Genomic DNA, 21,798 nt, shown 5'->3' with positions numbered 1-21,798 from the left:
CGGCGCGCATCCTCGCCGACGCCCGCGCCTCGGCCGCGCAGGGTCGCGCCGCCGCCTTGTGGGAAGCCGAGATGGCGCGGCGCGCGCTCGCGCCGACGGGGATGCCGGTCATCCTGCTCAAGGGCACCGCTTATGTCGCGGCGGGCCTTGCCGCCGGCACCGGCCGGTCGATCGGCGACCTCGACATCCTCGTCCCCCGCGCCCGGCTCGACGAGGCCGAGGCGCTTCTGCTCGCCGCGGGCTGGGAATGGGTGAAGCCCGATCCCTATGACGATTCCTATTACCGCCGCTGGATGCACGAGCTCCCGCCGCTGATCCACCGCGATCGCGATCGGATGATCGACGTCCACCACACGATCCTGCCGCTCACCGCGCGCATCACCCCTGACGCCGACGCGATGATCGCCGGGAGCGTCGCGCTCGGGAACGGCCTTCGCATCCTCGCACCGCAGGACATGATCTGCCACGCCGCGGCGCATCTCTTCGCCGACGGCGATCTCGCCGGCGGCCTGCGCAACCTGTGGGACGTGCATTGCCTGGTCGAGGAATTCGATACCGCCGGCCTGGATGCGCGCGCCGCGCATCACGGCCTGGGCGCGGCGGTCGCCCGCGCCTTGCGGTTGGCGGACCACCTCTACGGCGCCGGTAGCCGCGTGGGCGGTGGCGATGCGCTCTATCTGCGCCGCATCCTCGCCCGCGACGCCTGGGGCCGGCCCGCGCGCAAGCTGACCCGGCTGGGCTTTTACGTCCGCAGCCATGCGATCCGGATGCCGCCCGCGCAGCTTGCGCGGCACTTGTTCATTAAGTGGCGCAAGGGTGGCAAAGTTAATTAAAATATTAACTATGAAGTTCTTTTGAGGCTCGTCGGAGGGTTTGCGCACAATTTGCGCAGGATGACTTGGAAACCTATTCAGTTGGTTTATATCGACCGCTGAGTCTGAAGTCGATTTGCCTGGAAATTCGTCCTAGGGCGATCGGGTGGCCGACCGGCCCGAAGATCTTCGAAATGCATCCCCGTCTAGTCAATCAACTGATATAACTATGAAAATTCTGATTGAGCGGTCGGCTGACGGTCGCGCAGCGGCGGGTCCGGTTGGGAATTAGCGATTTGTTAACCTCTGTTAGGTAAAGGTTAATCGCCACCGGGACAAAACGGGGCGAGGGTAAGGGGGCGCAGCAACGATGTAGTGCAGGGTAGTGAGGCAGTTGTGATCGACGAAACCGCGCAGGCTCTTGATTCCGCCGACGCCAGGATGATCGTCGACGCATTGTGGTCGAGCTGGCCCATGGTTGCGACGCTGAGTCCCGCCGATCTCGGCATGGACGATTCCGCCGAGCGACTGATCGACTTCATCAAGGCGTTCCAGGATCTCGGCGACGCCGGCCTGATCATCTTCGAAGCCTTTGTCGTCGGACCCGCCGGTCCGCGGGTGATCGACGCGGCGCTCACTGCGCGCGGCCGCGCATTGCTGGGCGCGCGGATGAACCCGCAGCCCGCCGTGGTTACTCAGTTGGCGAGCTGAGGCTGGCGGATCAGTTCCGCCACGATATCCGCCACCGTCCGCAATATCTTCAGATCATGCCCGTCGAACTGGCGCTGCCCGCGCTGGATCGCGACGACCCGGCCGAGCGGCGTGCCGTCGGCATCGTGCACCGGAACGCCGGCATAGGATTGGAAACCGTTCGCCCCGGCCGCGACCGGATCTGCGAGCTGCCACAGCAGGGGCTCCGAAGCCTCCGCCGCGCCTCCGGCCAGCAGCACGCCGGCAGTGCCCAGGCGCTCGGGCGCGCCGATCGCGCGCTGCCGCAAGGCGTAATGGTGCAGGTCGATGATGGCGCCGTCCGCGACGAGCGTCAGCTGGACGAGCTCGGCCAGCCTGGCCGATGCGGTGCGCGCGCCTGCGTGCAGGGCGATGCCGGCCTCTGGAGAGGCGTATTCCGACCCCTTCAACAATATCCCCCCGGAATGACCCACGCTCTTTTCCCCGATGCGTATGCTCCCACGCCCTCTAGGCGACTGCAAGTACTTCGGAAACTAAGGTGAATCACAGTTCCAAGCCCCTTGAAAACGGGCGGAAATCAGTTCTTCTTTGCAACCAGCTTCGTCATCCGCCGAAGAAAAGGTGCTGGATCAGGATCTTCGACCCGATCAGGATCAGCAGGACGCCGCCCGCGATTTCGGCGATCTTGCCCAGCCGCGCGCCATAGGCCGCGCCGATCCGCACGCCCGCGACACAGAGCGCCGCGGTCACCAGCCCGATCACCGCGCAGGCGATCGCGATCGGCGCGCCGATCATCGGCAGCGTGATGCCTGCCGCCGCGGCGTCGACGCTGGTGGCTATCGCCGCGCCCAGCAACGCCCAGCCGATCAGCGCCGGGGCGGGCGACGCCTCTTCGCCGGACAGCCCTTCGCGCAGCATCTTGGCGCCGAGCAGTCCGAGCAGGACGAAGGCGACCCAGTGATCCACGTTGCGGATCGCGCCTTCGAACGCCGCGCCCAGCGCCCAGCCGAGCAGCGGCATCAGCCCTTGCGCCAGCCCGAACGCGGCGCCGATCTTCAGCCCGTCCGCCGTACCGCGCCGTGACGCGCCCTGCGCCACCGAAACCGCGAACGCGTCCATTGCCAGCCCGAGCGACAGCGCGAGGAGGGAGAATATCGGCAGCATCGCGCCCTCGGTCATGCCGTACCCAGCCTTTCGAGCGTCGGCACCAGTTCGTCGAAACGGTCGATCACGGCGTCCGCCATCAGTTCCTCGACCGGCTGCATCAGGAAGCCGAAGCTGACCGCGACCGAGGGTATCCCGGCATTCTTCGCCGCCATGGTGTCGTAGATCGAATCGCCGACGAACGCCGCGCGTCCGCCACCGCAGCGCCGGATCATCTCGCGGATCCCGTCGGGCGACGGTTTGCGGCCGTCCGGCCCCATCGTGTCGCCGCCGATCACGCAGGCGAAGCGATGGTCGAGCCCGAGCTCGGCGACCAGCTTCACGGCGAGGCTTTCCTGCTTGTTGGTCACGATCGCGAGCTTCGCGCCGCGCGTATCGAGCGCGTCCATCGTTTCGAGGAGGTTCGGAAAGGGCCGGGTGCCGCGCGCGATGTTCGCGCCGTAGAAAGCGAGCAGCTCGGGATAGGTACGTTCGAGGACCTGCGGGTCGCAGCCGCCCGATGCCTCCAGCCCCTGTTGCAGCATATATTTGCCGCCGCGCCCGATCATCGGCGTGACGGCGGCGACGCTCAACGCCGGCCGGCCGAGCAGGCCGAGCGCGTGGTTGAGCGCGTCGGTCAGGTCCGCGCTGGTGTCGAACAGGGTTCCGTCGAGATCGAACCCGACGATGTCGAAGGGGAAGTCGGCCATATGCCGCGCCTGCTGCCAGCAAGGCTATGGAATTGGCAAGCTTGTCATGGCAGGGGACTAGTCCGGAGGGACCCATGACAGCGCCGATTGCCGCGATCATCCTTGCTGCGGGCAAGGGCACGCGGATGAAGTCCGATACGCACAAGGTGCTTCACCCGCTCGCCGGGCGCCCGATGCTGCTCCACCTGATCGACAGCGTCGCCGCGCTCGATCCCGCGCGCACGATCGTCGTGGTCGGTGCGGGACGCGAGCAGGTCGAGGCGGCGGTGGGCCCGCACGGCGCCGACACCGTCCATCAGGCCGAGCAGCTCGGCACCGGCCATGCGGTGCGCATGGCCGAGGACACGCTCGCCGGGTTCGAAGGCGATGTGCTGATCCTCTATGGCGACGTGCCCCTGGTCTCGACCGCGACGATGCGGCGGATGCTCGAACGGCTGCACGGCGCCGATGCGCCAGCCGCGGTCGTGCTCGGCTTCCGGCCGTTCGATCCCGGCGCCTATGGCCGCGTCATCGCCGACGGGCAGGGCCATATCGTCAAGATGGTCGAGTTCAAGGACGCCAGCGCCGAGGAGCGCGCCGAGACCCTGTGCAACTCCGGGCTGATGGCGGTGCGCGCGAAGGATTTGTTCGCCTTGCTCGCGCAGGTCACCAACGCCAATGCCGCGGGCGAATATTACCTTCCCGACATCGTCATGCTCGCCGCCGGCGAGGGGCGGCATTCGGCGGTGATCGAGACCGACGCGCACGAAGTGACCGGGGTCAACAGCCGCGGCGAGCTCGCTTTGCTCGAGGCCGAGTGGCAGCACGCCCGCCGCGCTCGCGCGATGGCCGACGGCGCGACTCTGGTCGCCCCCGAGACCGTGTGGTTCGCTTATGACACCAAGATCGGCCGCGACGTGCTGATCGAGCCGAACGTGGTGTTCGGCCCCGGCGTCGAAATCGCCGATCGCGTCGTCGTCCACGCCTTCAGCCATATCGAGGGCGCGACGATCGCCACTGGCGCGAGCGTGGGCCCCTATGCGCGCCTCCGCCCGGGTACGGTGCTGGGGGAGGGCGCGAAGGTCGGCAATTTCGTCGAGACCAAGAAGGCGGTGCTCGGGCCCGGCGCCAAGGCCAACCATTTGACCTATCTCGGCGACGCCGAGGTCGGCGCGGGCGCGAATATCGGTGCGGGTACGATCACCTGCAATTACGACGGCTATTTCAAATATGGTACGAAGATCGGCGAGGGCGCCTTTATCGGCTCGAACACCGCGCTGGTCGCGCCGGTGGCGATCGGTGCGGGTGCGATCGTCGGCGCCGGTGCGGTGGTGACGCGCGATGTGGAGGCCGACGCGCTCTGCCTCACGCGTGCGGAACAGGTCGCCAAGCCCGGCTGGGCTGCGCGGTTCCGCGCGATGGCGATAGCGAAGAAGGCGGCCGCGAAATGAGCGATCGCTACGCCGGCAAGCCGTTCCTCAAGCTGCTCGAAAGCTATGTGCTCGATGCGATCGGCCATCTCGATCCGATGGCCGACGCGGCGCTGCGCGCGATGGAGCCGCAATATCGCACGATGTTCGGCGCCACCGGCAGCTGGCGCGAGATCGTCGTCAACCGGATGCAGTTCCCTGCGGGCATGCAGGGCGCGATCCGCGAGATGTGGCAGGCGGGCCGTGTCCGCTTCGTGCAGGCGAACGGGCGCGAGCCCGATCCGATGGAGTTCACGCGGGTTTTCATCGACAGCAAGTTTCCGCACTGATTGCGGCAGGGGGTAGGGTTCGATGTGCGGAATTGTCGGGATCGTCGGCACCCAGGACGTGGCGGGGCGCCTGTTCGACGGGCTCAAGCGGCTCGAATATCGCGGCTATGATTCCGCCGGGATCGCCACGCTCCACGCGGGCGAGATCGAGCGCCGCCGCGCCGAGGGAAAGCTGGTCAATCTCGGCCAGCGCCTGGCGGAGAGCCCGCTTCCCGGGCTGATCGGCATCGCCCACACGCGCTGGGCCACCCACGGCGCCCCCACCGAGGACAATGCCCACCCGCACATCGTCGGCGACGTCTCGATCGTCCACAACGGCATCATCGAGAATTTCAAGCCGCTGCGCGACGCGCTCCTCGCCGAAGGCCGCGAGTTCAGGAGCCAGACCGACACCGAAGTCGTCGCCCACCTCGTCAGCCGCGAGCTCGAGCGCGGCCAGAGCCCGCGCGACGCGGTCGCCGCGGTGCTGCCGCAGCTCCACGGGGCGTTCGCGGTCGCCTTCCTGTTCCGCAACCAGCCCGACATGCTGATCTGCGCCCGCCTCGGTGCGCCGCTCACCGTCGGCTATGGCGAGGGCGAGAATTATCTCGGCTCGGACGCGCATGCCCTGGCCTCGCTCACCCAGCGCATCGCCTATCTCGATGAAGGCGACTGGGCGGTCGTCACGCGCGAGCGGATCGAGATTTTCGATCGCGAGAACAATCCCGTCACGCGCCCGATCGTCACCTCGGGCGTCTCCGCCGCGCTGATCGACAAGGGCAATCATCGCCACTTCATGCTCAAGGAGATCTACGAGCAGCCGGTCGTGGTCGCGCAGACCCTGGCCTCGTACATCCGCCCGGTCGAACAGAAGGTCGCGCTCCCCGACATGAGCTTCGACCTGAGCAGGATCGAGCGCGTCGCGATCGTCGCCTGCGGCACCGCTTCCTATGTCGGCATGATCGGCAAATATTGGATCGAGCAGTTCGCGCGGCTGCCGGTCGAGGTCGATGTCGCCTCCGAGTTCCGCTACCGGGATCCTGTCCTGCTGCCGGGCACGCTCGGCGTGGTGGTCAGCCAGTCGGGCGAGACCGCCGATACGCTCGCGGCGCTCCGCCACATGAAGGTCAATGGCGTCACCACCGCCGGCATCATCAACGTGCCGACCAGCTCGATGGCGCGCGAGGTCGACCTGCTGCTCTCGACGCATGCCGGTCCCGAGATCGGCGTCGCCTCGACCAAGGCGTTCACCTGCCAGCTCGCGGTGATGGCCGCGCTTGCGGTCAACCTCGCCCGTGCCAGGGGCAAATTGGGCGAGCAGGAGGAGCGCCAGATCGTCCGCCATCTGATCGAGGCCCCCGCCGCGATCAACGCCGCGCTGGGGCACGATGCCGAGATCGAGGGGATGGCGCACACCATCGCCGCTGCGCGCGACGTGCTCTATCTCGGCCGCGGCCCCGATTATCCGCTCGCGCTCGAGGGCGCGCTGAAGCTCAAGGAGATCAGCTACATCCATGCCGAGGGCTATGCCTCGGGCGAGATGAAGCACGGCCCGATCGCATTGATCGACGACAGCGTGCCGCTGATCGTGCTCGCCCCGTCGGGGCCGCTGTTCGACAAGACCGTGTCCAACATGCAGGAGGCCAAGGCGCGAGGCGCGCGCGTCGTGTTGATCTCGGACGCCGAGGGGCTGGCGCTCGCGGGCGAGGACGCGCTGGCGACGATCGAGATGCCGAGCGTCCACCCGCTGATCGCGCCGCTCGTCTATGCGGTGCCGGTGCAATTGCTCGCCTATCACGTCGCGGTGGCCAAGGGCACCGATGTCGATCAGCCACGCAACCTGGCCAAGTCGGTCACCGTCGAATAGACGGCGCTCCCGGCTGGATCCACCGGGGGAAACACGGCAGCGATTTCGCGCATTTGTCGAAAGGGCGCGGTGGCTTTACTATGCCGTGGCCGGAACCGGCCGCGCAAGCTTGTGCCGGCTTTGAACCGTCTTGCGGTCGCCCGCGAGTGGGATGAACCTCAGGACTGCGACAGACCCATTCTCGACAGGAGAAGCGCGGTATGGATCAGGTCGAGCATGGCACCAGAGCGATCGCGATCACAGGCCCGGCCGGTGCGGGCAAGACGAGCCTTCTCGAGTCGATGCTGTTTGCGGCGGGCGGGAGCAGCCGGCTCGGCGCGGTCGAGGCGGGCACCAGCATTGGCGATGCCAGTCCGGAAGCGCGGACGCGAGGCGGTTCGACCGAGCTGAACCTGGCGCGCTTCGATTGGATGGGCGAAACCTATGTGCTGCTCGATGCGCCTGGTTCCGTTGCCTTCGCGGCGGACGCGGACCGGGCGCTCGCATTGGCCGATCTGGCCCTCGTCGTGATCGATCCCGATCCGGCACGCGCGCCCCTGGTCGAACCCATATTGCGGCGCCTCGAGGCGCTCAGGGTCCCGCACGCGCTCTTCGTCAACAAGATCGACCAGGCACGCGGCAGCATCGAGGACCTGCTGGGAGCGCTCCAGCCGCTGAGCGGCGCGGCGATCGTCGCCCGGCAGATCCCGATCCGGGAGGGCGAGCGCGTGGCGGGGTTCGTCGACCTCGCTTCGGAACGCGCCTACCAATATCGGCCGGGCCGCGCGTCCGAGATGGTGCCGCTGACCGCGGACCTTCGCGACGATGAGACCGGCGCGCGCTTCCACATGCTCGAGCAGCTTGCCGATCACGACGACGTGCTGCTCGAACAATTGCTCAACGACGAGGTGCCGCAACTCGACACGATCTTCGGAGATATCGCACGCGAGACGGCGGCGGGGCTGATCGTGCCGATGCTGTTCGGCTCCGCGCTCAACGGATTCGGGATTCGCCGCCTGCTCAAGATGCTGCGCCACGATACGCCTGTGGCAGCGCTGGCCGCGGATCGGCTCGCCGCCGAGGGGGCCGCGGCGCAGGTCTTCAAGGTCTCGCACGGCAGCACCGTCGGAAGGCTGGCCCTGGCCCGCATCTTCAATGCGTCGCTCACCGAGGGGGCCGAACTGCTCGACTCCGACGGCAAGAGCATACGGACCGGCTCGCTCTTCGCGCTGCAGGGCGCGGCGACCACCAAGGTTGCCCGCGCCGGAGCAGGCGATATCGTCGGCATCGCCAAGGTCGATACGGTACGGGCCGGCGACTGGCTCGGCATGACCGGCCGCGCACCGGCGCCCGTGCCGGTGGTGATGCCACGGGGTACCCATTCGGCATTGGCCATCACCGTCAAGGACCACAAGGACGAAGTCCGGCTGTCGACCGCGCTCAACCGCCTGGCCGAGGAGGATCCCTGCCTGCGATGGGGGTTCGAGGAAGCGACGCGCGAGACCCTGCTCCACGGCGCGAACGAGGAGCATCTGGCCGTCGTGCTCGCTCGCCTCGAGCGGCGTTACGGTGTCGCGGTCTCGGCCCGGCGGCCGGTGATCGCGTACCGGGAGTCGATCCGCAACGGAGTGACCCAGCATGGCCGCCACAAGAAGCAGTCCGGGGGGCACGGCCAGTTCGGTGATGTGATCATCGAGATCCGCCCCCTCGACCGCGGAGAGGGTTTCCACTTCGAGGAGAAGATCACCGGCGGGGCCATTCCGCGTCAGTGGATACCGGCGGTGGAGCAAGGCGTGCGGGATGCGATGATGCGCGGGCCGCTCGGCTTTCCGGTAGTCGATGTCGCGGTGGCGCTCGTCGATGGCAGCTTCCACAGCGTCGATAGTTCCGAGCTCGCCTTTCGCACCGCCGGCCGGATCGCGATGACCGACGCATTGGCCGCGGCGACGCCCTTCCTGCTCGAACCCATCGCACATGTGACCATCCGCGCTCCGGGCAGTGCGGTATCGCGCATCACCTCGGCCGCGACCAGCCGGCGTGGCCAGATATTGGGGATAACGCCTGTCGCGGACTGGTCCCGCTGGGACGCGGTCGAACTGTTGCTGCCCGAGGCGGAATTGTCGGGCCTGGATCCGGAACTACGGTCGCTCAGTCAGGGACTGGCGCAATTCGAGGCGCATTTCGACCATCTCGCGGAACTGAGCGGCAAGCTGGCCGCGGAGGTCCGCCAGCGGACGTCCGAGGCGGCCTGATCCACGAGGAACGGGCGGCTATCCCAGCAGCGCGCGCAGCGCCGCGTCGATATCGGCTTCGCGATAGGGCTTCTCGATCAGCGGCAGCGTCTCGAATCCCTCGGGCGGGGTTCCATAGCCGCTGGCGAAGGCGAAGGGCACGCCGCGCCGGCGCAGCGCCTCGGCGATCGGCGTGCTGTGCTCGCCCGCCAGGTTGATGTCGAGGATCGCGGCGCCGAGATCCTCGCGCTCCGCCAGCGCGAGCCCCTCGGCTACCCGGCCGGCAGGGCCCACCGGCTCGCAGCCGAGCGTGTCGAGGATGTCCTCGAGGCACATCGCCACCACCGGCTCGTCCTCGACGACGAGCACGCGCAGGCCGCCATAGCCGCTCATTTTCCCGTCCCCTGGGGCAGCGGCGCATCGACCGTGCAGACCAGCCCCTCGGGGCGGAAATCGATCTCGACGGTGCCGCCGAACTCCGCGGCGAGCCCGCGCTCGATCATCCGCGTGCCGAAGCCGCGCCGCGCCGGGGCCTCGACCCTGGGGCCGCCCTGTTCCTGCCAGACGAGCGAGAGCCGCGCGCCGTCCTCGCCCGTCCGGTTCCAGCGGATCGTCACCTGTCCCGTCGGCTGCGACAATGCCCCGTGCTTGACGGCGTTGGTCGCGAGCTCGTGGATGGCCAGCGCGAGGCTGATCGCGGTCTTGGGCAGGATCGGCAGGTCGGGCCCGTCCAGCTCGAAGCGGCCGACATCGCCGCCATGCGGCGCAACGGCGTCGCCGATGATCTGGGCCATCGACACCGGTCCCCAATGTTCGCGGGTGAGCAGATTGTGCGCCTCGGACAAGGCGGCCAGCCGGCCCTCGAACGCCCCGCGCGCGGTCGCCGGATCGGTGATTCCCTTGAAACTCTGCTGCGCGATGCCCTGGACGATCGCCAGCGTGTTCTTCACGCGATGGTTGAGCTCGTCGACCAGCAGCCGCAGATGCGCCTCGGCGCGCTTCGCCTCGGTCATGTCGCGCCCGATCGCGTGGAGCCCGGTGGGCCTGCCCTCGGAATCGGTGGTCAGGCGCGAATTGATCTCCCAGATCAGCGGACGGCCGTCGCGCGCGCGGACCGTGAGCGTCGTCCGCGTGTTGCCGCCGACGCGCATCTTGTGTTCGAAGGCCTCCATGCTCAGCGCGAGCTGGTCCGGTTCCATGAAGTCGCCGATCGAGGCGCCGACGATCTCGTCCTCGGCATAGCCGAGCGCGGCGACCACCGCCGGGTTCACCGACGTTATCTTCTGGTCGAGCGTGGTGGTGACCAGATAGTCGTTCGCCTGCTCGAAGATCGTCCGGAATCGCGCCTCGCTCTCGCGCAGTTCCTCCTCGGCGTGCTTGCGATAGGTGACGTCGAAGGAGATGCCGACGAGCCGGCTCGGCCTCTTGTCCTCGTAATCGATCCGGCTGCCGTGGCTCTGCAGCCAGCGTTCCTCGCCGTCGTCCGCACGGCGGACGCGATACTCGATCGTATAGGGCATGCCGGTCTCGAAGCAGTTCTGCGCCGCGCCCCGCGCCATCTCGCGATCGTCGGGGTGCACGCGTTCGAGCCATTCCTCGAAGCTGCCGCGACTGTCGGGCCGTCGCTCCATGCCGAGCAGGTCGAAGCGATTGGGCGACCATTCGCCCGCCATCGTCTCGAGGTCGAGCTCCCAACTCGCCATTCCCGCGCTTTCGGTCGCGAGGCGCAGGCTCTCCTCGCTCTTGCGCAATCGCGCCTCGGCCTCGCGGCGGCGCGTTATGTCGAGCGTCACCGCGAGCACGCCGAACGGTTCGCCATCGGGGCGCCGGATCACCGAGACCGTGTTGTTGACCCAGACGATGCTGCCGTCCTTGCGGATGTAGCGCTTCTCATGGGCGTAGGGCGTGCCTTGCTCCACCGCGCGCTCGAACAGCGGCCGGTTGCGCGCGCGGTCGTCGGGATGGGTGATGTCGAGCATCCGCATTCCCATCAGTTCATCGCGGCTCCAGCCGGCGATCTGGCAGAAACGATCGTTGACCAGAGTGAAGCGGCCTTCGAGATCGACCTGCGCGAAGCCCGCGGTCGACTGGCTGATGAACGCCGAGAGCTGCGCCTCGCTGTCGCGCAGCGAAAGCTCCGCCTCCTTCGCTTCGGTCACGTCGTGCGCGACGCCGATGAAGCCGATGTGCCGGCCTTGCGCGTCGCGGCGCGGCGAGGAGGTCGAATGGAGCCAGCGCCATTCCCCACGCGCGTTGCGATAACGTCCTTCGAGATCGAAGGTTTCGAGGCGCGCCTCGCCCGCGATCGACTGGGCCAGGATCTGCGGCGCGTCGTCCGGGTGGATGATCCGCCGCCAGTCGAACGCCAGCGCCTCCTCGTACGAGACCTCCAGGAATTCCCGATAGGCCCGGTTGACGAAGCTGCGGGTGCGATCGAGCCGCGTGACCCATACGGCCACGGGCGCGCTGTCGGCGATCAGGCGGAATTCGTCCTCGCCTACGGGAAGCGGTTCCTGCCCGGGCCCGGCTTCGTTCATTACTTCGTACGCGCCCCCGAATACATGTCTCGCATACCTACCTGTAACGTTTGGGGAATCAACTGAAACGCGCGGTGGAGCGCGTCAGTCGCGGCGCAGCGTGAGCACTGCCTGGGCCCGCTTCAGATGGGGCATATCGAGCATCGCGCCGTCGAGCCCGATCGTCCCCGCGTCGGGGTTCGCCGCGAATGCCGCGACGATCCGCTCGGCGCGCGCCAGCTCCGCTTCGGAGGGCGAGAAGGCGCGGTTGATCACCGGCACCTGGTCGGGATGGATTGCCATCATGCCACGGAAGCCGGCGCGGCGGGCCTTGGCGGCGACCTTGGCCAGGCCGTCCAGGTCGCGGAAATCGCCATGGATCGTCTCGATCGGCGTGACCCCGGCGGCAGCGGCTCCGGCCAGGCAGAGCGCGCGGAAGAGCTGGTAGGGGAAATCATAGTCGCCGTTCTCGTCGCGATTGTCGGTCGCGCCGAGCGCGGTCGCGCTGTCCTCCGCCCCCCAGGTGAGCGCGGCGAGGCGCGGACACCCGGCATAGTCGCCGAGCCCGAACAGGGCAGGGGCGGTCTCGGTCGCGACGACGATGGTACGGATGCTGCCGGCCGCGATGCCGGCCGAGGCTTCGAGCGCGGTCAAATAGTGATGGAGTCGTTCGGCCTCGGCGCGGGTCGCCTTGGGGAGCATGATCCCGTCGGGCCGCGCCGGCACCAGAGCCGCGAGGTCGGCGAGTGCATATTCGCTGTCGAGCGGGTTGATCCGCACCCATTGCGGCTGCGCGCGCGCGGCGGTCCGCAGATGCTCGGCGACCAATCGGCGCGCTTCGCTCTTGTTCGCCGTCGCCACCGCGTCTTCGAGATCGAGCAGCACGAGGTCCGCGCCGCTGGCGCCGGCCTTGGCCAGCTTCCGTTCGGAATCGCCGGGCGCGAAGAGCAGGGAGCGTGCGGTCAACGGTTCGGCCATGGATCCTCCGGGTTCGGAGGACAGACCTAGAACGGCGAATGGAGGAGGTAAACCAGGGGGCTCAAGCCGAAGCCGCGAGGGATCGTTGGCGGCTTCGGCTTGCTCCCAGGCGATGCCGCCCCGAGGGAGGAGCTGCGGCATACGTTACTGGCGGATGCGCAGGGAGACGAAGCATCCGCGACTCCCCATTAGGCCATGCGCCGCGCCGAATCTGTTCGGGAGTTGTCCTTTATGGGATTGTACCGCGTTCCTGGGGCGTATCGAGATCCGGCCCTCTTGATCCTCCCCCGCCAGGGGGAGGTGGCGCCGAAGGCGTCGGAGGGGGAGGTAAGCGGCGCACTCTCCAATTGAGCGCAGTGATTCCGCCCCCTCCGTCAGCCTGCGGCTGACACCTCCCCCTGGCGGGGGAGGATAGGGAGTGGCAGAGTTCGGGCCCACGCCCCCCGCTCAGCCGGTGCAGCCGCGCACCGCTTCCAGCACCGTCTCGGCCCATTCCTTCCGGCAGATCAGCAGGTCGGGAATGCTCGTCGGCCGCTCGTTGTAGACGATCGGCGATCCGTCGATCCGCGACGCGTGCAGCCCCGCCGCCAGTGCCACCGCGACCGGGGCGCAATTGTCCCATTGATGCTGCCCGCCGCTGTGCAGGTAGATCTCGGCCGCGCCGCGCACCACCGCCATCGCCTTGGCGCCCGCCGATCCCATGCCGACCGGTACCGCGCCGATCCGCTCCGCCACGTTCGTGCAGAGCGCGCTCGGCCGCGTCCGGCTGACCAGCAGCCGCGGCGGCGTCTGCGGTTCGGGGAGCGGGGGAGGGGCGTCGCTCGAAAGCGTCATGCCCAGCCGCGGGAGCGCGACCGCCCCGATGGCGGCACGGCCGTCCACCGCCAGCGCGACATGCACCGCCCAATCGTCGCGCCGCTCGGCGAATTCGCGCGTGCCGTCCAGCGGGTCGACGATCCACACCCGGCTGCGGCCTAGCCGCACGGGATCATCCGCCGATTCCTCGGATAGGATCGCGTCGTCGGGCCGCGCCGCGCGCAGCCGGTCGAGGATCAGGGCATTGGCTTCGCGGTCGCCGCGGTCGCCGCCCGCGCACTCGGCCTGGATGCGCAGCAGCAGCGCCCCCGCTTCGGTGGCGATGTCGCGCGCGAGCTCGGCGTCGGTCAAATCACCGGGCTCCAGGTTCCCATGATCGTCTCGACGATCCGCTCGGCGGCGGCTTCGGGCGATTCCCTGGTAGTATCGACGCGGATCTCGGGGTTCCCGGGCGCCTCATAGGGGCTCGAGATGCCGGTGAAGTTGGCGATCTCGCCCGCGCGCGCCTTGCGGTACAGGCCCTTGGGGTCACGGCGCTCGGCCTCGGCGATCGGCGTGTCGATGAAAATCTCGAAGAAGTCGCCCTGGGGCAGCATCGCGCGCACCATCTCGCGCTCGGCACGGAAGGGCGAGATGAAGGCGGTCAGCACGATCAGCCCGGCATCGGTCATCAGCTTGGCGACCTCGCCCACCCGGCGGATATTCTCGACGCGGTCGGCGTCCGAAAAGCCGAGGTCGCGGTTGAGCCCGTGGCGGATGTTGTCGCCGTCGAGCAGGAAGCTGTGCTTGCCCATCGCGTGCAGCTTCTTCTCGACCAGGTTGGCGATGGTCGACTTGCCCGAGCCCGAGAGCCCGGTGAACCAGAGCAGGCGCGCCTGCTGGCTCTTCTGCGCGGCATGCGCCTCGCGGGTGATCTCCACCGCCTGCCAATGGACGTTCTGCGCGCGGCGAAGCGCATGGTGCAACATCCCCGCGGCGACGGTGGCGTTGGACACCTTGTCGATCAGGATGAACCCGCCGAGATCGTGGCTGTCGGCATAGGGCTCGAACACGATCGGTCGGTCGGCGGCGATCTCCGCCACGCCGATATCGTTGAGCTTGAGCGTCCGCGCGGAGAGATGCGCGAGCGTGTTGACGTCAATCGCATGTTCGGGCTCGCGGACGGTCACGCTCACCGTCTGCGTGCCGAGCTTGAGCCAGTAAGCGCGGCCGGGCAGCAGCTCGTTCTGGTCCATCCAGACGATCGTCGCCTTGAACTGGTCGGCGGCCTGCGGCGGCGCGTCGGCCGCGGCGATCACGTCGCCGCGCGAGCAGTCGACTTCGTCGGCGAGGGTCAGCGTGACCGACTCGCCCGCCCCGGCTTCGTCGCGGTCGCCCCCCATGGCGACGATCCGCGAGACCGTGGTGATGCGTCCCGAAGGCAGGATCCGCACGGCGTCGCCAGGCTTCACGGTGCCGCTGGCGATCAGGCCGGCAAAGCCGCGAAAGTCGAGATTGGGTCTGTTCACCCACTGCACCGGAAGCCGGAACGGCTTGGCGCGATCGGCCTCGGCCTCGACCTCGACGCGCTCGAGATGCTCGAGCAGCGCCGGCCCGGCGAACCACGGCGTGTTCTCCGAAAGCCCGGTGACGTTGTCGCCCTTGAACCCCGAGATCGGGATCGGGGTGAAGGCCTTGATGCCGATCGATTCCGCGAAGGTCCGATAGTCCTCGACGATCGCGTCATAGGCGGCCTGGTCGTAGCCGATCAGGTCCATCTTGTTCACCGCGAGCACGATGTGCCGGATGCCGAGCAGGTGCGCGAGGTAGCTGTGCCGCCGCGTCTGGGTGAGCACGCCCTTGCGCGCGTCGATCAGGATCACCGCGAGGTCGGCGGTCGAGGCGCCGGTGACCATGTTGCGGGTATATTGCTCGTGGCCGGGCGTATCGGCGACGATGAACTTGCGCGTGCTCGTAGCGAAGAAGCGATAGGCGACGTCGATCGTGATGCCCTGCTCGCGCTCCGCGGCGAGCCCGTCGACGAGCAAGGCGAAGTCGATCTCCTGCCCCTGCGTGCCGACGCGCTTGCTGTCGGCCTCGAGGCTGGCGAGCTGGTCCTCGAAGATCATCTTCGAATCGTAGAGCAGCCGCCCGATCAGCGTGGACTTGCCGTCGTCCACCGAGCCGCAGGTGATGAACCGCAGCAGCGACTTGTTCTGGTGCAGCGTGAGGTACGCCGAGATGTCGGACGCGATCAGCGCGTCGGGGCGGTAGGAGGTCATCAGAAATAGCCCTCCTGCTTCTTCTTCTCCATGCTCGCGGCCTGGTCGTGGTCGATCGCGCGGCCCTGGCGTTCGGAGGTGGTGGTGAGCAGCATCTCCTGGATCACGTCCTCCAGCGTGGCCGCCTCGCTCTCGACCGCGCCGGTCAGCGGATAGCAGCCGAGCGTGCGGAAGCGCACCGATCGCTCGACCGGCGTCTCGCCGGGGCGCAGCCGGAAGCGGTCGTCGTCGACCATCAGGATCAGCCCGTCGCGCTCCACCGTCGGTCGCGGCGCGGCGAAGTAGAGCGGCACGATCTCGATCCCCTCGGCGAGGATGTACTGCCAGATGTCGAGCTCGGTCCAGTTCGAGATCGGGAACACCCGCATGCTCTCGCCCTTGCTCTTCCGGGCGTTGTAGAGGTGCCAGAGCTCGGGACGCTGGTTCTTGGGGTCCCAGCGGTGCGAGGCGGTGCGGAACGAGAAGACGCGCTCCTTGGCGCGGCTCTTCTCCTCGTCGCGCCGCGCGCCGCCGAACGCCGCGTCGAAGCCATAAAGGTCGAGCGCCTGCTTGAGCCCTTCGGTCTTCCACAGGTCGGTGTGCAGGCTGCCATGGTCGAAGGGGTTGATCCCCTGCGCCACCGCATCGGGATTCCGGTGGACGAGCAGCTCCATCCCCGCGGCCTTGGCCGCCTTGTCGCGCAGGTCGTACATCGCCTGGAACTTCCACGTCGTGTCGACATGGAGCAGCGGGAAGGGCGGCGGCGCGGGATAGAAGGCCTTCTTGGCCAGGTGCAGCATCACTGCGCTGTCCTTGCCGATCGAATAGAGCATCACCGGCCGCTCGGCCTCGGCGACCACTTCGCGCAGGATATGGATGCTCTCGGCCTCGAGGCGCTGGAGATGGGTGAGGGGGGAAGAGGAACGCATTGCGGCCCATCTAGGATGCGGCGAACGCCGCGGCGATCTAGATAATGTTTAGCCAGTCATACCCGCGGCGGGGGGTGTCCAAGCCCGGTGGGTTGGGCTAGATGCGCCGCCACAAACCGGGGACGAGATCAGGCACGTATGAAGGGTATCATTCTGGCAGGCGGCAGCGGCACGCGCCTGTATCCGGCAACGCTTTCGATCTCGAAGCAGCTGCTTCCGGTCTTCGACAAGCCGATGATCTATTATCCGCTCTCGGTGCTGATGCTCGCCGGCATCCGCGATATCCTGATCATCTCCACGCCGCGCGATCTGCCGCTGTTCGAGGCGCTGCTAGGCGACGGCTCGGCATTCGGCGTCAATTTCTCCTATGCCGAACAGCCCCAGCCCAACGGGCTTGCGGAAGCCTTCATCATCGGCGCCGATTTCGTGGACGGCCAGCCCAGCGCGCTCATCCTCGGCGACAACATCTATCACGGCGACAAGATGGGCGAGAAATGCGTTGCCGCCGCCTCGGAGGCCGCCAAGGGCGGCGCCAACGTCTTCGCCTACCATGTCGACGATCCCGAGCGCTACGGCGTGGTCGCGTTCGACGAGACCGGCCGCGCCACCAGCGTCGAGGAGAAACCCGCCGATCCCAAGTCCAACTGGGCGATCACGGGCCTGTATTTCTACGACAAGGACGTCGTCGACATCGCCAGGTCTATCCAGCCCTCGGCGCGCGGCGAACTCGAAATCACCGACGTCAACCGCGCCTATATGGAGCGCGGTGACCTTCATATCACGCGCCTCGGCCGCGGCTATGCCTGGCTCGATACCGGCACGCATGAAAGCCTGCACGAGGCGAGTTCGTTCGTCCGCACCATCGAACATCGCACCGGCATCAAGATCGCCTGCCCGGAGGAAGTCGCGCTGGATGCGGGTTGGCTCGGCGACGAGGCGGTGCTCGCCCGTGCCGCACAGCTCGGCAAGACGGGTTATGCCGATTACCTCAAGAAGCTGGTGGCGGCGCGCGCATGACCGAGTTCCGCCGGCTGGCCATTCCCGAGGTCGTCGAAGTCACGCCCCCCAAATTCGGCGATCATCGCGGGTTCTTCTCCGAAGTGTTCAAGCGCGCTGCCTTCGAAGCGGAGGGGCTCGCGATCGACTGGATGCAGGACAATCAGTCGTTCAGCGCCGAGGTGGGCACGGTGCGCGGCCTGCATTTCCAGGCTCCGCCTTTCGCGCAGGCCAAGCTGATCCGCGTGCTGCGCGGCGCGATCTTCGACGTGGCGGTTGATCTCCGCCGGGGCTCGCCGAGCTATGGCCGATGGGTAGCGGCTGAGCTCTCGGCGGAGAAGTGGAACCAGTTGCTGGTGCCGGTGGGCTTCGCGCACGGCTTCATGACGCTCACCCCCGATGTCGAGGTGCTCTACAAGGTCAGTGCGCCCTACTCGCGCGAGAGCGAGGGAGCGATCCGCTGGGACGATCCGGATCTCGGCATCGTCTGGCCGCGGCCCGGCGACGCGATCTTGTCGGAGAAGGACGCCGTCGCGCCGTACTTCAAGGACTTCGACAGTCCCTTCGCATATGAGGCAGATTGATGCGTACCGTTCTGGTCACCGGCGGGGCCGGGTTCATCGGCTCGGCGGTGGTCCGCCATCTTGTCCGCGGCGGCACGCGAGTCATCAACCTCGACAAGCTGACTTATGCCGGCAACCCCGCATCGCTCAAGGCGATCGAGAACGCCCCCAACCATCGCTTCGTCCAGGGCGATATCGGCGACGTGCCGCTGGTGCTCGAACTGCTCCGCTCGGAGAAGGTCGAGGGGATCATGCACCTCGCCGCGGAGAGCCATGTCGATCGCTCGATCGACGGTCCTGGCGCGTTCATTGAGACCAACGTGGTCGGCACGTTCCGCCTGCTCTCGGCGGCGCTGGAATATTGGCGCGGGCTCGAAGGCGAGGCCAAGGCCGGTTTCCGCTTCCACCACATCTCCACCGACGAGGTGTTCGGCGACTTGCCCTTCGACAGCGGCATCTTCACCGAAGAGACACCCTATGCGCCGTCCTCGCCTTATTCGGCGTCCAAGGCAGCCTCGGACCATTTCGTCCGCGCCTGGCACGAGACCTATGGGCTGCCGGTGGTGCTCTCCAACTGCTCGAACAACTACGGGCCCTATCACTTCCCCGAGAAGCTGATCCCGCTCACCATCCTCAACGCGCTCGAGGGCAAGCGCCTGCCGATCTATGGCAAGGGCGAGAATGTCCGCGATTGGCTCTATGTCGACGATCACGCCAAGGCGCTGGCGCTGATCCTGACCACCGGCAAACTGGGCGAGAGCTACAATGTCGGCGGCCGCAACGAGCGCACCAATCTCGAGGTGGTCGAGACGATCTGCGACATCCTCGACGCCCGCGCGCCGCTTGCCGACGGTAAGCCGCGGCGCGCGCTGATCGAGTTCGTCACCGATCGCCCGGGCCATGACCGCCGTTACGCGATCGACGCCACCAAGCTCGAGACCGAGTTGGGTTGGCAGGCCGAGGAGAATTTCGACACCGGCCTCGCCAGGACCATCGACTGGTATCTCGACAATCGCTGGTGGTGGGAGCCGATCCGCTCGGGCAGCTATGCCGGCGAGCGGCTCGGCACCAAGGGCTGATGCGGATCCTCGTCACCGGCCGCAATGGCCAGGTCGCCCGGAGCATCGCCGAGCGTGCGGGGGCGGCGCACGAGCTGGTCTTCGTCGATCGCCCAGGGTTCGACCTCGCGGACCCCGCATCGATCGCGCGGACGGTCGAGCAGGTCCGCCCCGACCTCGTGTTCAGCGTCGCCGCTTATACGGCGGTCGACAAGGCCGAGAGTGAATCCGAGCTCGCGATGGCGGTGAACGGGGATGGCCCCGGCGCGCTCGCGCGCGCGGCAGCCGGGATCGGCGCGCCGATCGTCCATCTCTCGACCGACTATGTCTTCGACGGCGCCGGCGACCGACCCTATCGCGAAGAAGATCCCGTCGCTCCGCTCGGCGTCTACGGCGAAACCAAACTTGCGGGTGAGCGCGCGATCGCGGCATCGGGCGCGCGCTATGCGATCCTGCGTACCGCCTGGGTGTACAGCCCGTTCGGCAACAATTTCGTCAAGACCATGCTCCGCCTCGCTGCCGATCGCGACGAACTCCGCGTGGTCGAGGACCAACGCGGCTGTCCCACCTCGGCACTCGACATCGCCGACGCCATGCTGCGCGTCGCGGACGTCTGGGCATCGGACCCGGGCAAGGGCGCCGATGCCGTCTATCATCTTGTCGGCAGCGGCGAGACGAACTGGGCCGATTTCGCCCGCGCGATCATGGCGCTCAGCGCGGCGCGCGGCGGGCCGAGCGCCTCGGTCACCGGCATCCCGACCAGTGCCTATCCCACGCCGGCGCGGCGCCCCGCCAATTCGCGGCTGGATACCAGCCGCTTCGCCGCGACCTTCGGCTGTCGTGCGCCCGAATGGCGCGATTCGCTTGAGCCGGTGGTTGCGCGCCTGATCGCCTGATCAGCGCGCCTTCGGCTTGCCCACGCCCACAAGCTTGAGCCCGGCGCGCGCCGCTTCCGCCGGCGGATAGATGTTGCGCAGGTCGACGAGCAAAGGCGTCTTGAGCAGCGACTTGATCCGGTCGAGGTCGAGCGCGCGGAACGCGTCCCATTCGGTCACGATCACCAGTGCGTCGGCGCCGTCCGCCGCGGCATAGGCGCTGTCGCTGAACTCGACATTGGGCAGCAGCGGCCGCGCCTGCTCGAAACCCTCGGGATCATAGGCCTTCACGGTCGCCCCGGCGTCCTCGAGCGCGGCGACGATCGAAAGGCTCGGCGCGTCGCGCATGTCGTCGGTGTTGGGCTTGAAGGTGAGGCCGAGTACCGCGACGGTCTTGCCGCGGACGTCGCCGCCCATCGCCTTGATCACCTTGCGGCCCATCGCGCGCTTGCGGGCGTCGTTCACTTGCACCGTCGCCTCGACGATGCGGAGCGGCGTGTCGTTGTCGCCCGCGGTCTTGAGCAGCGCCAGCGTGTCCTTGGGGAAACAGGAGCCGCCATAGCCGGGGCCGGCATGGAGGAACTTGCCGCCGATGCGGTTGTCCATGCCGATGCCGCGCGCGACTTCCTGCACGTCGGCGCCGACCTCCTCGCACAGGTCCGCGATCTCGTTGATGAAGGTGATCTTGACCGCGAGGAACGCGTTCGCGGCATATTTGATCAGCTCGGAGGTGCGTCGGCCGGTGAACAGCAGGGGGGCGTTCTGGTTGAGCGAGAGCGGGCGATAGATGGCGCGCATCACCTCACGCGCACCCTCGTCGTCGGTGCCGATCACGACGCGGTCGGGCCGCTTGAAATCCTCGATCGCCGCGCCTTCGCGCAGGAATTCGGGATTGGAGACGATCCTGGCGCCGCTGTTCGGAGCGATCTCGGCGATGATCCGCTCGACTTCGTCGCCGGTGCCCACCGGCACGGTCGACTTGGTGACGATCACGCTCGGCTTGGTCAGGTTCTCGCCGATCTCGCGCGCGGCCGCGAAGACATAGGAAAGGTCGGCATGGCCATCGCCGCGCCGGCTGGGGGTGCCCACCGCGATGAACACCGCGTCGGCGTCCTTGACGCCCTCGGCAAGGTCGGTGGTGAAGGTGAGACGGCCCGCCTTGACGTTCGAGGCGACCAGCTCGGCGAGCCCGGGCTCGTAGATCGGCATCACATTCTGGTGGAGCAGCTCGATCTTGCGCGCGTCCTTGTCGACGCAGACGACCTCATGGCCGAAATCCGAGAAGCAGGCGCCGGAAACCAGGCCGACATATCCCGTGCCGATCATCGCGATGCGCAATGCAAATCCCTTTCAGAGTGAAGAGCCCAGCCCTTAACCAACCCGGGGCGGAGGGCAAGTGCGCGAAAGGGGAAGCGGCCTGCTCCGATTTGCAGGCACAAAAAAAGCGGCCGGATTCCGGCCGCTGATCGAATATTCGTCCGGGCCGGTCAGCGCGCCTTCACAGCTGAAGGTGCTTCACCGCCGGCCCGGATGTGACGAAAAGTCAGAACGGACGGATGTCTTCGCCCGTGCTCTTTTCGCGAAAAAGAAGGTCAAACGCCAACATCATTGATCTCCCATCGTGCGCAGTGATGCGCGATTCCCGTGGTTAAGGAGGGATTAACGGTGAATCAATCCG

General features: G+C 67.5%; 20 protein-coding genes. 10 read left to right on the top strand and 10 right to left on the bottom strand.

Features of this window, described 5'->3' with window-relative positions; all coding sequences use genetic code 11:
• On the top strand, positions 1-833 hold an 833-nt coding region (locus MT490_RS02960; protein WP_297384121.1), incomplete at its 5' end, for a nucleotidyltransferase family protein.
• A gap of 375 nt (positions 834-1,208) precedes the next feature.
• Complete coding sequence (locus tag MT490_RS02955; protein WP_297384119.1) at positions 1,209-1,523, top strand: hypothetical protein; 315 nt, start codon at positions 1,209-1,211, stop codon at positions 1,521-1,523.
• Here MT490_RS02955 and MT490_RS02950 read toward each other — a convergent pair.
• The 3 genes from MT490_RS02950 to MT490_RS02940 form a co-directional block, all read right to left on the bottom strand.
• A complete protein-coding gene (locus MT490_RS02950) occupies positions 1,508-1,951 on the bottom strand; it encodes a GAF domain-containing protein (RefSeq protein WP_297384117.1) in 444 nt (147 codons plus the stop codon). The genes MT490_RS02955 and MT490_RS02950 overlap by 16 nt on opposite strands.
• A gap of 154 nt (positions 1,952-2,105) precedes the next feature.
• Complete coding sequence (locus MT490_RS02945) at positions 2,106-2,681, bottom strand: manganese efflux pump MntP family protein (protein ID WP_297384116.1); 576 nt, start codon at positions 2,679-2,681, stop codon at positions 2,106-2,108.
• A complete protein-coding gene (locus MT490_RS02940) occupies positions 2,678-3,355 on the bottom strand; it encodes an HAD-IA family hydrolase (protein WP_297384114.1) in 678 nt (225 codons plus the stop codon). Before MT490_RS02940 ends, MT490_RS02945 begins: the two co-directional genes overlap by 4 nt.
• Positions 3,356-3,429: 74 nt before the next feature.
• On the opposite strand from MT490_RS02940, the gene glmU reads away from it, so the two are divergent.
• From glmU to MT490_RS02920, 4 genes are all read left to right on the top strand, one after another.
• The gene (glmU, locus tag MT490_RS02935; protein WP_297384113.1) at positions 3,430-4,785 is read left to right on the top strand and encodes a bifunctional UDP-N-acetylglucosamine diphosphorylase/glucosamine-1-phosphate N-acetyltransferase GlmU; all 1,356 of its coding nucleotides are present in this window, start codon (positions 3,430-3,432) and stop codon (positions 4,783-4,785) included.
• On the top strand, positions 4,782-5,093 hold the full coding sequence (locus MT490_RS02930; protein WP_297384111.1) for a hypothetical protein: 312 nt from the start codon (positions 4,782-4,784) through the stop codon (positions 5,091-5,093). The genes glmU and MT490_RS02930 overlap by 4 nt, the downstream gene beginning before the upstream one ends.
• Positions 5,094-5,115: 22 nt before the next feature.
• Positions 5,116-6,939 carry a glutamine--fructose-6-phosphate transaminase (isomerizing) gene (gene glmS, locus MT490_RS02925; protein WP_297384109.1) on the top strand — a complete coding sequence of 608 codons (1,824 nt, stop codon included), beginning with the start codon at positions 5,116-5,118 and terminating at the stop codon, positions 6,937-6,939.
• A 200-nt stretch (positions 6,940-7,139) separates the two neighbouring features.
• Positions 7,140-9,170: an elongation factor G gene (locus MT490_RS02920; RefSeq protein ID WP_297384108.1), complete on the top strand. Its 2,031-nt coding sequence runs from the start codon at positions 7,140-7,142 to the stop codon at positions 9,168-9,170.
• A gap of 18 nt (positions 9,171-9,188) precedes the next feature.
• Here the strand turns inward: MT490_RS02920 and MT490_RS02915 are convergent, their stop codons facing one another.
• The 6 genes from MT490_RS02915 to cysD all read right to left on the bottom strand — a co-directional run bounded on the left by MT490_RS02915 (position 9,189) and on the right by cysD (position 16,628).
• Positions 9,189-9,542 carry a response regulator gene (locus MT490_RS02915; protein WP_297384107.1) on the bottom strand — a complete coding sequence of 118 codons (354 nt, stop codon included), beginning with the start codon at positions 9,540-9,542 and terminating at the stop codon, positions 9,189-9,191.
• The gene (locus tag MT490_RS02910; RefSeq protein WP_297384105.1) at positions 9,539-11,686 is read right to left on the bottom strand and encodes a PAS domain S-box protein; all 2,148 of its coding nucleotides are present in this window, start codon (positions 11,684-11,686) and stop codon (positions 9,539-9,541) included. Before MT490_RS02910 ends, MT490_RS02915 begins: the two co-directional genes overlap by 4 nt.
• An 84-nt stretch (positions 11,687-11,770) precedes the next feature.
• Positions 11,771-12,643 carry a CoA ester lyase gene (locus tag MT490_RS02905; protein ID WP_297384103.1) on the bottom strand — a complete coding sequence of 291 codons (873 nt, stop codon included), beginning with the start codon at positions 12,641-12,643 and terminating at the stop codon, positions 11,771-11,773.
• A 447-nt stretch (positions 12,644-13,090) separates the two neighbouring features.
• Positions 13,091-13,810 carry a 3'(2'),5'-bisphosphate nucleotidase CysQ gene (locus tag MT490_RS02900; RefSeq protein WP_297384101.1) on the bottom strand — a complete coding sequence of 240 codons (720 nt, stop codon included), beginning with the start codon at positions 13,808-13,810 and terminating at the stop codon, positions 13,091-13,093.
• Entirely contained in the window at positions 13,807-15,720 is a 1,914-nt protein-coding gene (gene cysN / locus MT490_RS02895) for a sulfate adenylyltransferase subunit CysN (RefSeq protein WP_297384099.1), read from the bottom strand. Before cysN ends, MT490_RS02900 begins: the two co-directional genes overlap by 4 nt.
• Complete coding sequence (gene cysD / locus MT490_RS02890) at positions 15,720-16,628, bottom strand: sulfate adenylyltransferase subunit CysD (RefSeq protein ID WP_297384097.1); 909 nt, start codon at positions 16,626-16,628, stop codon at positions 15,720-15,722. Before cysD ends, cysN begins: the two co-directional genes overlap by 1 nt.
• Before the next feature lie 138 nt (positions 16,629-16,766).
• Between cysD and rfbA the strand changes: the two genes are divergently transcribed.
• Genes rfbA through rfbD form a run of 4 tightly spaced genes read left to right on the top strand, consistent with a single transcriptional unit; the run spans position 16,767 to position 20,141 of the window.
• Positions 16,767-17,645, top strand: coding sequence for a glucose-1-phosphate thymidylyltransferase RfbA (rfbA, locus tag MT490_RS02885; RefSeq protein WP_297384096.1), 879 nt, complete (start codon positions 16,767-16,769; stop codon positions 17,643-17,645).
• A complete protein-coding gene (gene rfbC / locus MT490_RS02880) occupies positions 17,642-18,208 on the top strand; it encodes a dTDP-4-dehydrorhamnose 3,5-epimerase (protein WP_297384094.1) in 567 nt (188 codons plus the stop codon). Before rfbA ends, rfbC begins: the two co-directional genes overlap by 4 nt.
• Positions 18,208-19,266 carry a dTDP-glucose 4,6-dehydratase gene (gene rfbB, locus MT490_RS02875; RefSeq protein WP_297384092.1) on the top strand — a complete coding sequence of 353 codons (1,059 nt, stop codon included), beginning with the start codon at positions 18,208-18,210 and terminating at the stop codon, positions 19,264-19,266. Before rfbC ends, rfbB begins: the two co-directional genes overlap by 1 nt.
• Positions 19,266-20,141, top strand: a complete 876-nt coding sequence (rfbD, locus tag MT490_RS02870) for a dTDP-4-dehydrorhamnose reductase (RefSeq protein WP_297384091.1) — start codon at positions 19,266-19,268, stop codon at positions 20,139-20,141. Before rfbB ends, rfbD begins: the two co-directional genes overlap by 1 nt.
• Here rfbD and MT490_RS02865 read toward each other — a convergent pair whose 3' ends face one another.
• Positions 20,142-21,458 (bottom strand): UDP-glucose/GDP-mannose dehydrogenase family protein, encoded by a 1,317-nt coding sequence (locus MT490_RS02865; protein WP_297384090.1) that lies wholly within the window; start codon positions 21,456-21,458, stop codon positions 20,142-20,144.
• Positions 21,459-21,798: the final 340 nt, after the last annotated feature.

Origin of the sequence: Sphingomonas sp., assembly GCF_026460985.1 — a bacterium.
Lineage (GTDB): Bacteria > Pseudomonadota > Alphaproteobacteria > Sphingomonadales > Sphingomonadaceae > Sphingomonas.
This window is presented reverse-complemented; position numbering and strand designations above follow the sequence as displayed.

Bases quoted from the DNA above. Each gene is read 5' to 3' on its own strand.
- MT490_RS02945 (WP_297384116.1), bottom strand. From the start codon at position 2,681: ATGACCGAGGGCGCGATGCTGCCGATATTCTCCCTCCTCGCGCTGTCG.
- MT490_RS02940 (WP_297384114.1), bottom strand. From the start codon at position 3,355: ATGGCCGACTTCCCCTTCGACATCGTCGGGTTCGATCTCGACGGAACC.
- glmU (WP_297384113.1), top strand. From the start codon at position 3,430: ATGACAGCGCCGATTGCCGCGATCATCCTTGCTGCGGGCAAGGGCACG.
- MT490_RS02930 (WP_297384111.1), top strand. From the start codon at position 4,782: ATGAGCGATCGCTACGCCGGCAAGCCGTTCCTCAAGCTGCTCGAAAGC.
- glmS (WP_297384109.1), top strand. From the start codon at position 5,116: ATGTGCGGAATTGTCGGGATCGTCGGCACCCAGGACGTGGCGGGGCGC.
- MT490_RS02920 (WP_297384108.1), top strand. From the start codon at position 7,140: ATGGATCAGGTCGAGCATGGCACCAGAGCGATCGCGATCACAGGCCCG.
- MT490_RS02915 (WP_297384107.1), bottom strand. From the start codon at position 9,542: ATGAGCGGCTATGGCGGCCTGCGCGTGCTCGTCGTCGAGGACGAGCCG.
- MT490_RS02910 (WP_297384105.1), bottom strand. From the start codon at position 11,686: ATGAACGAAGCCGGGCCCGGGCAGGAACCGCTTCCCGTAGGCGAGGAC.
- MT490_RS02905 (WP_297384103.1), bottom strand. From the start codon at position 12,643: ATGGCCGAACCGTTGACCGCACGCTCCCTGCTCTTCGCGCCCGGCGAT.
- cysN (WP_297384099.1), bottom strand. From the start codon at position 15,720: ATGACCTCCTACCGCCCCGACGCGCTGATCGCGTCCGACATCTCGGCG.
- cysD (WP_297384097.1), bottom strand. From the start codon at position 16,628: ATGCGTTCCTCTTCCCCCCTCACCCATCTCCAGCGCCTCGAGGCCGAG.
- rfbA (WP_297384096.1), top strand. From the start codon at position 16,767: ATGAAGGGTATCATTCTGGCAGGCGGCAGCGGCACGCGCCTGTATCCG.
- rfbC (WP_297384094.1), top strand. From the start codon at position 17,642: ATGACCGAGTTCCGCCGGCTGGCCATTCCCGAGGTCGTCGAAGTCACG.
- rfbB (WP_297384092.1), top strand. From the start codon at position 18,208: ATGCGTACCGTTCTGGTCACCGGCGGGGCCGGGTTCATCGGCTCGGCG.
- rfbD (WP_297384091.1), top strand. From the start codon at position 19,266: ATGCGGATCCTCGTCACCGGCCGCAATGGCCAGGTCGCCCGGAGCATC.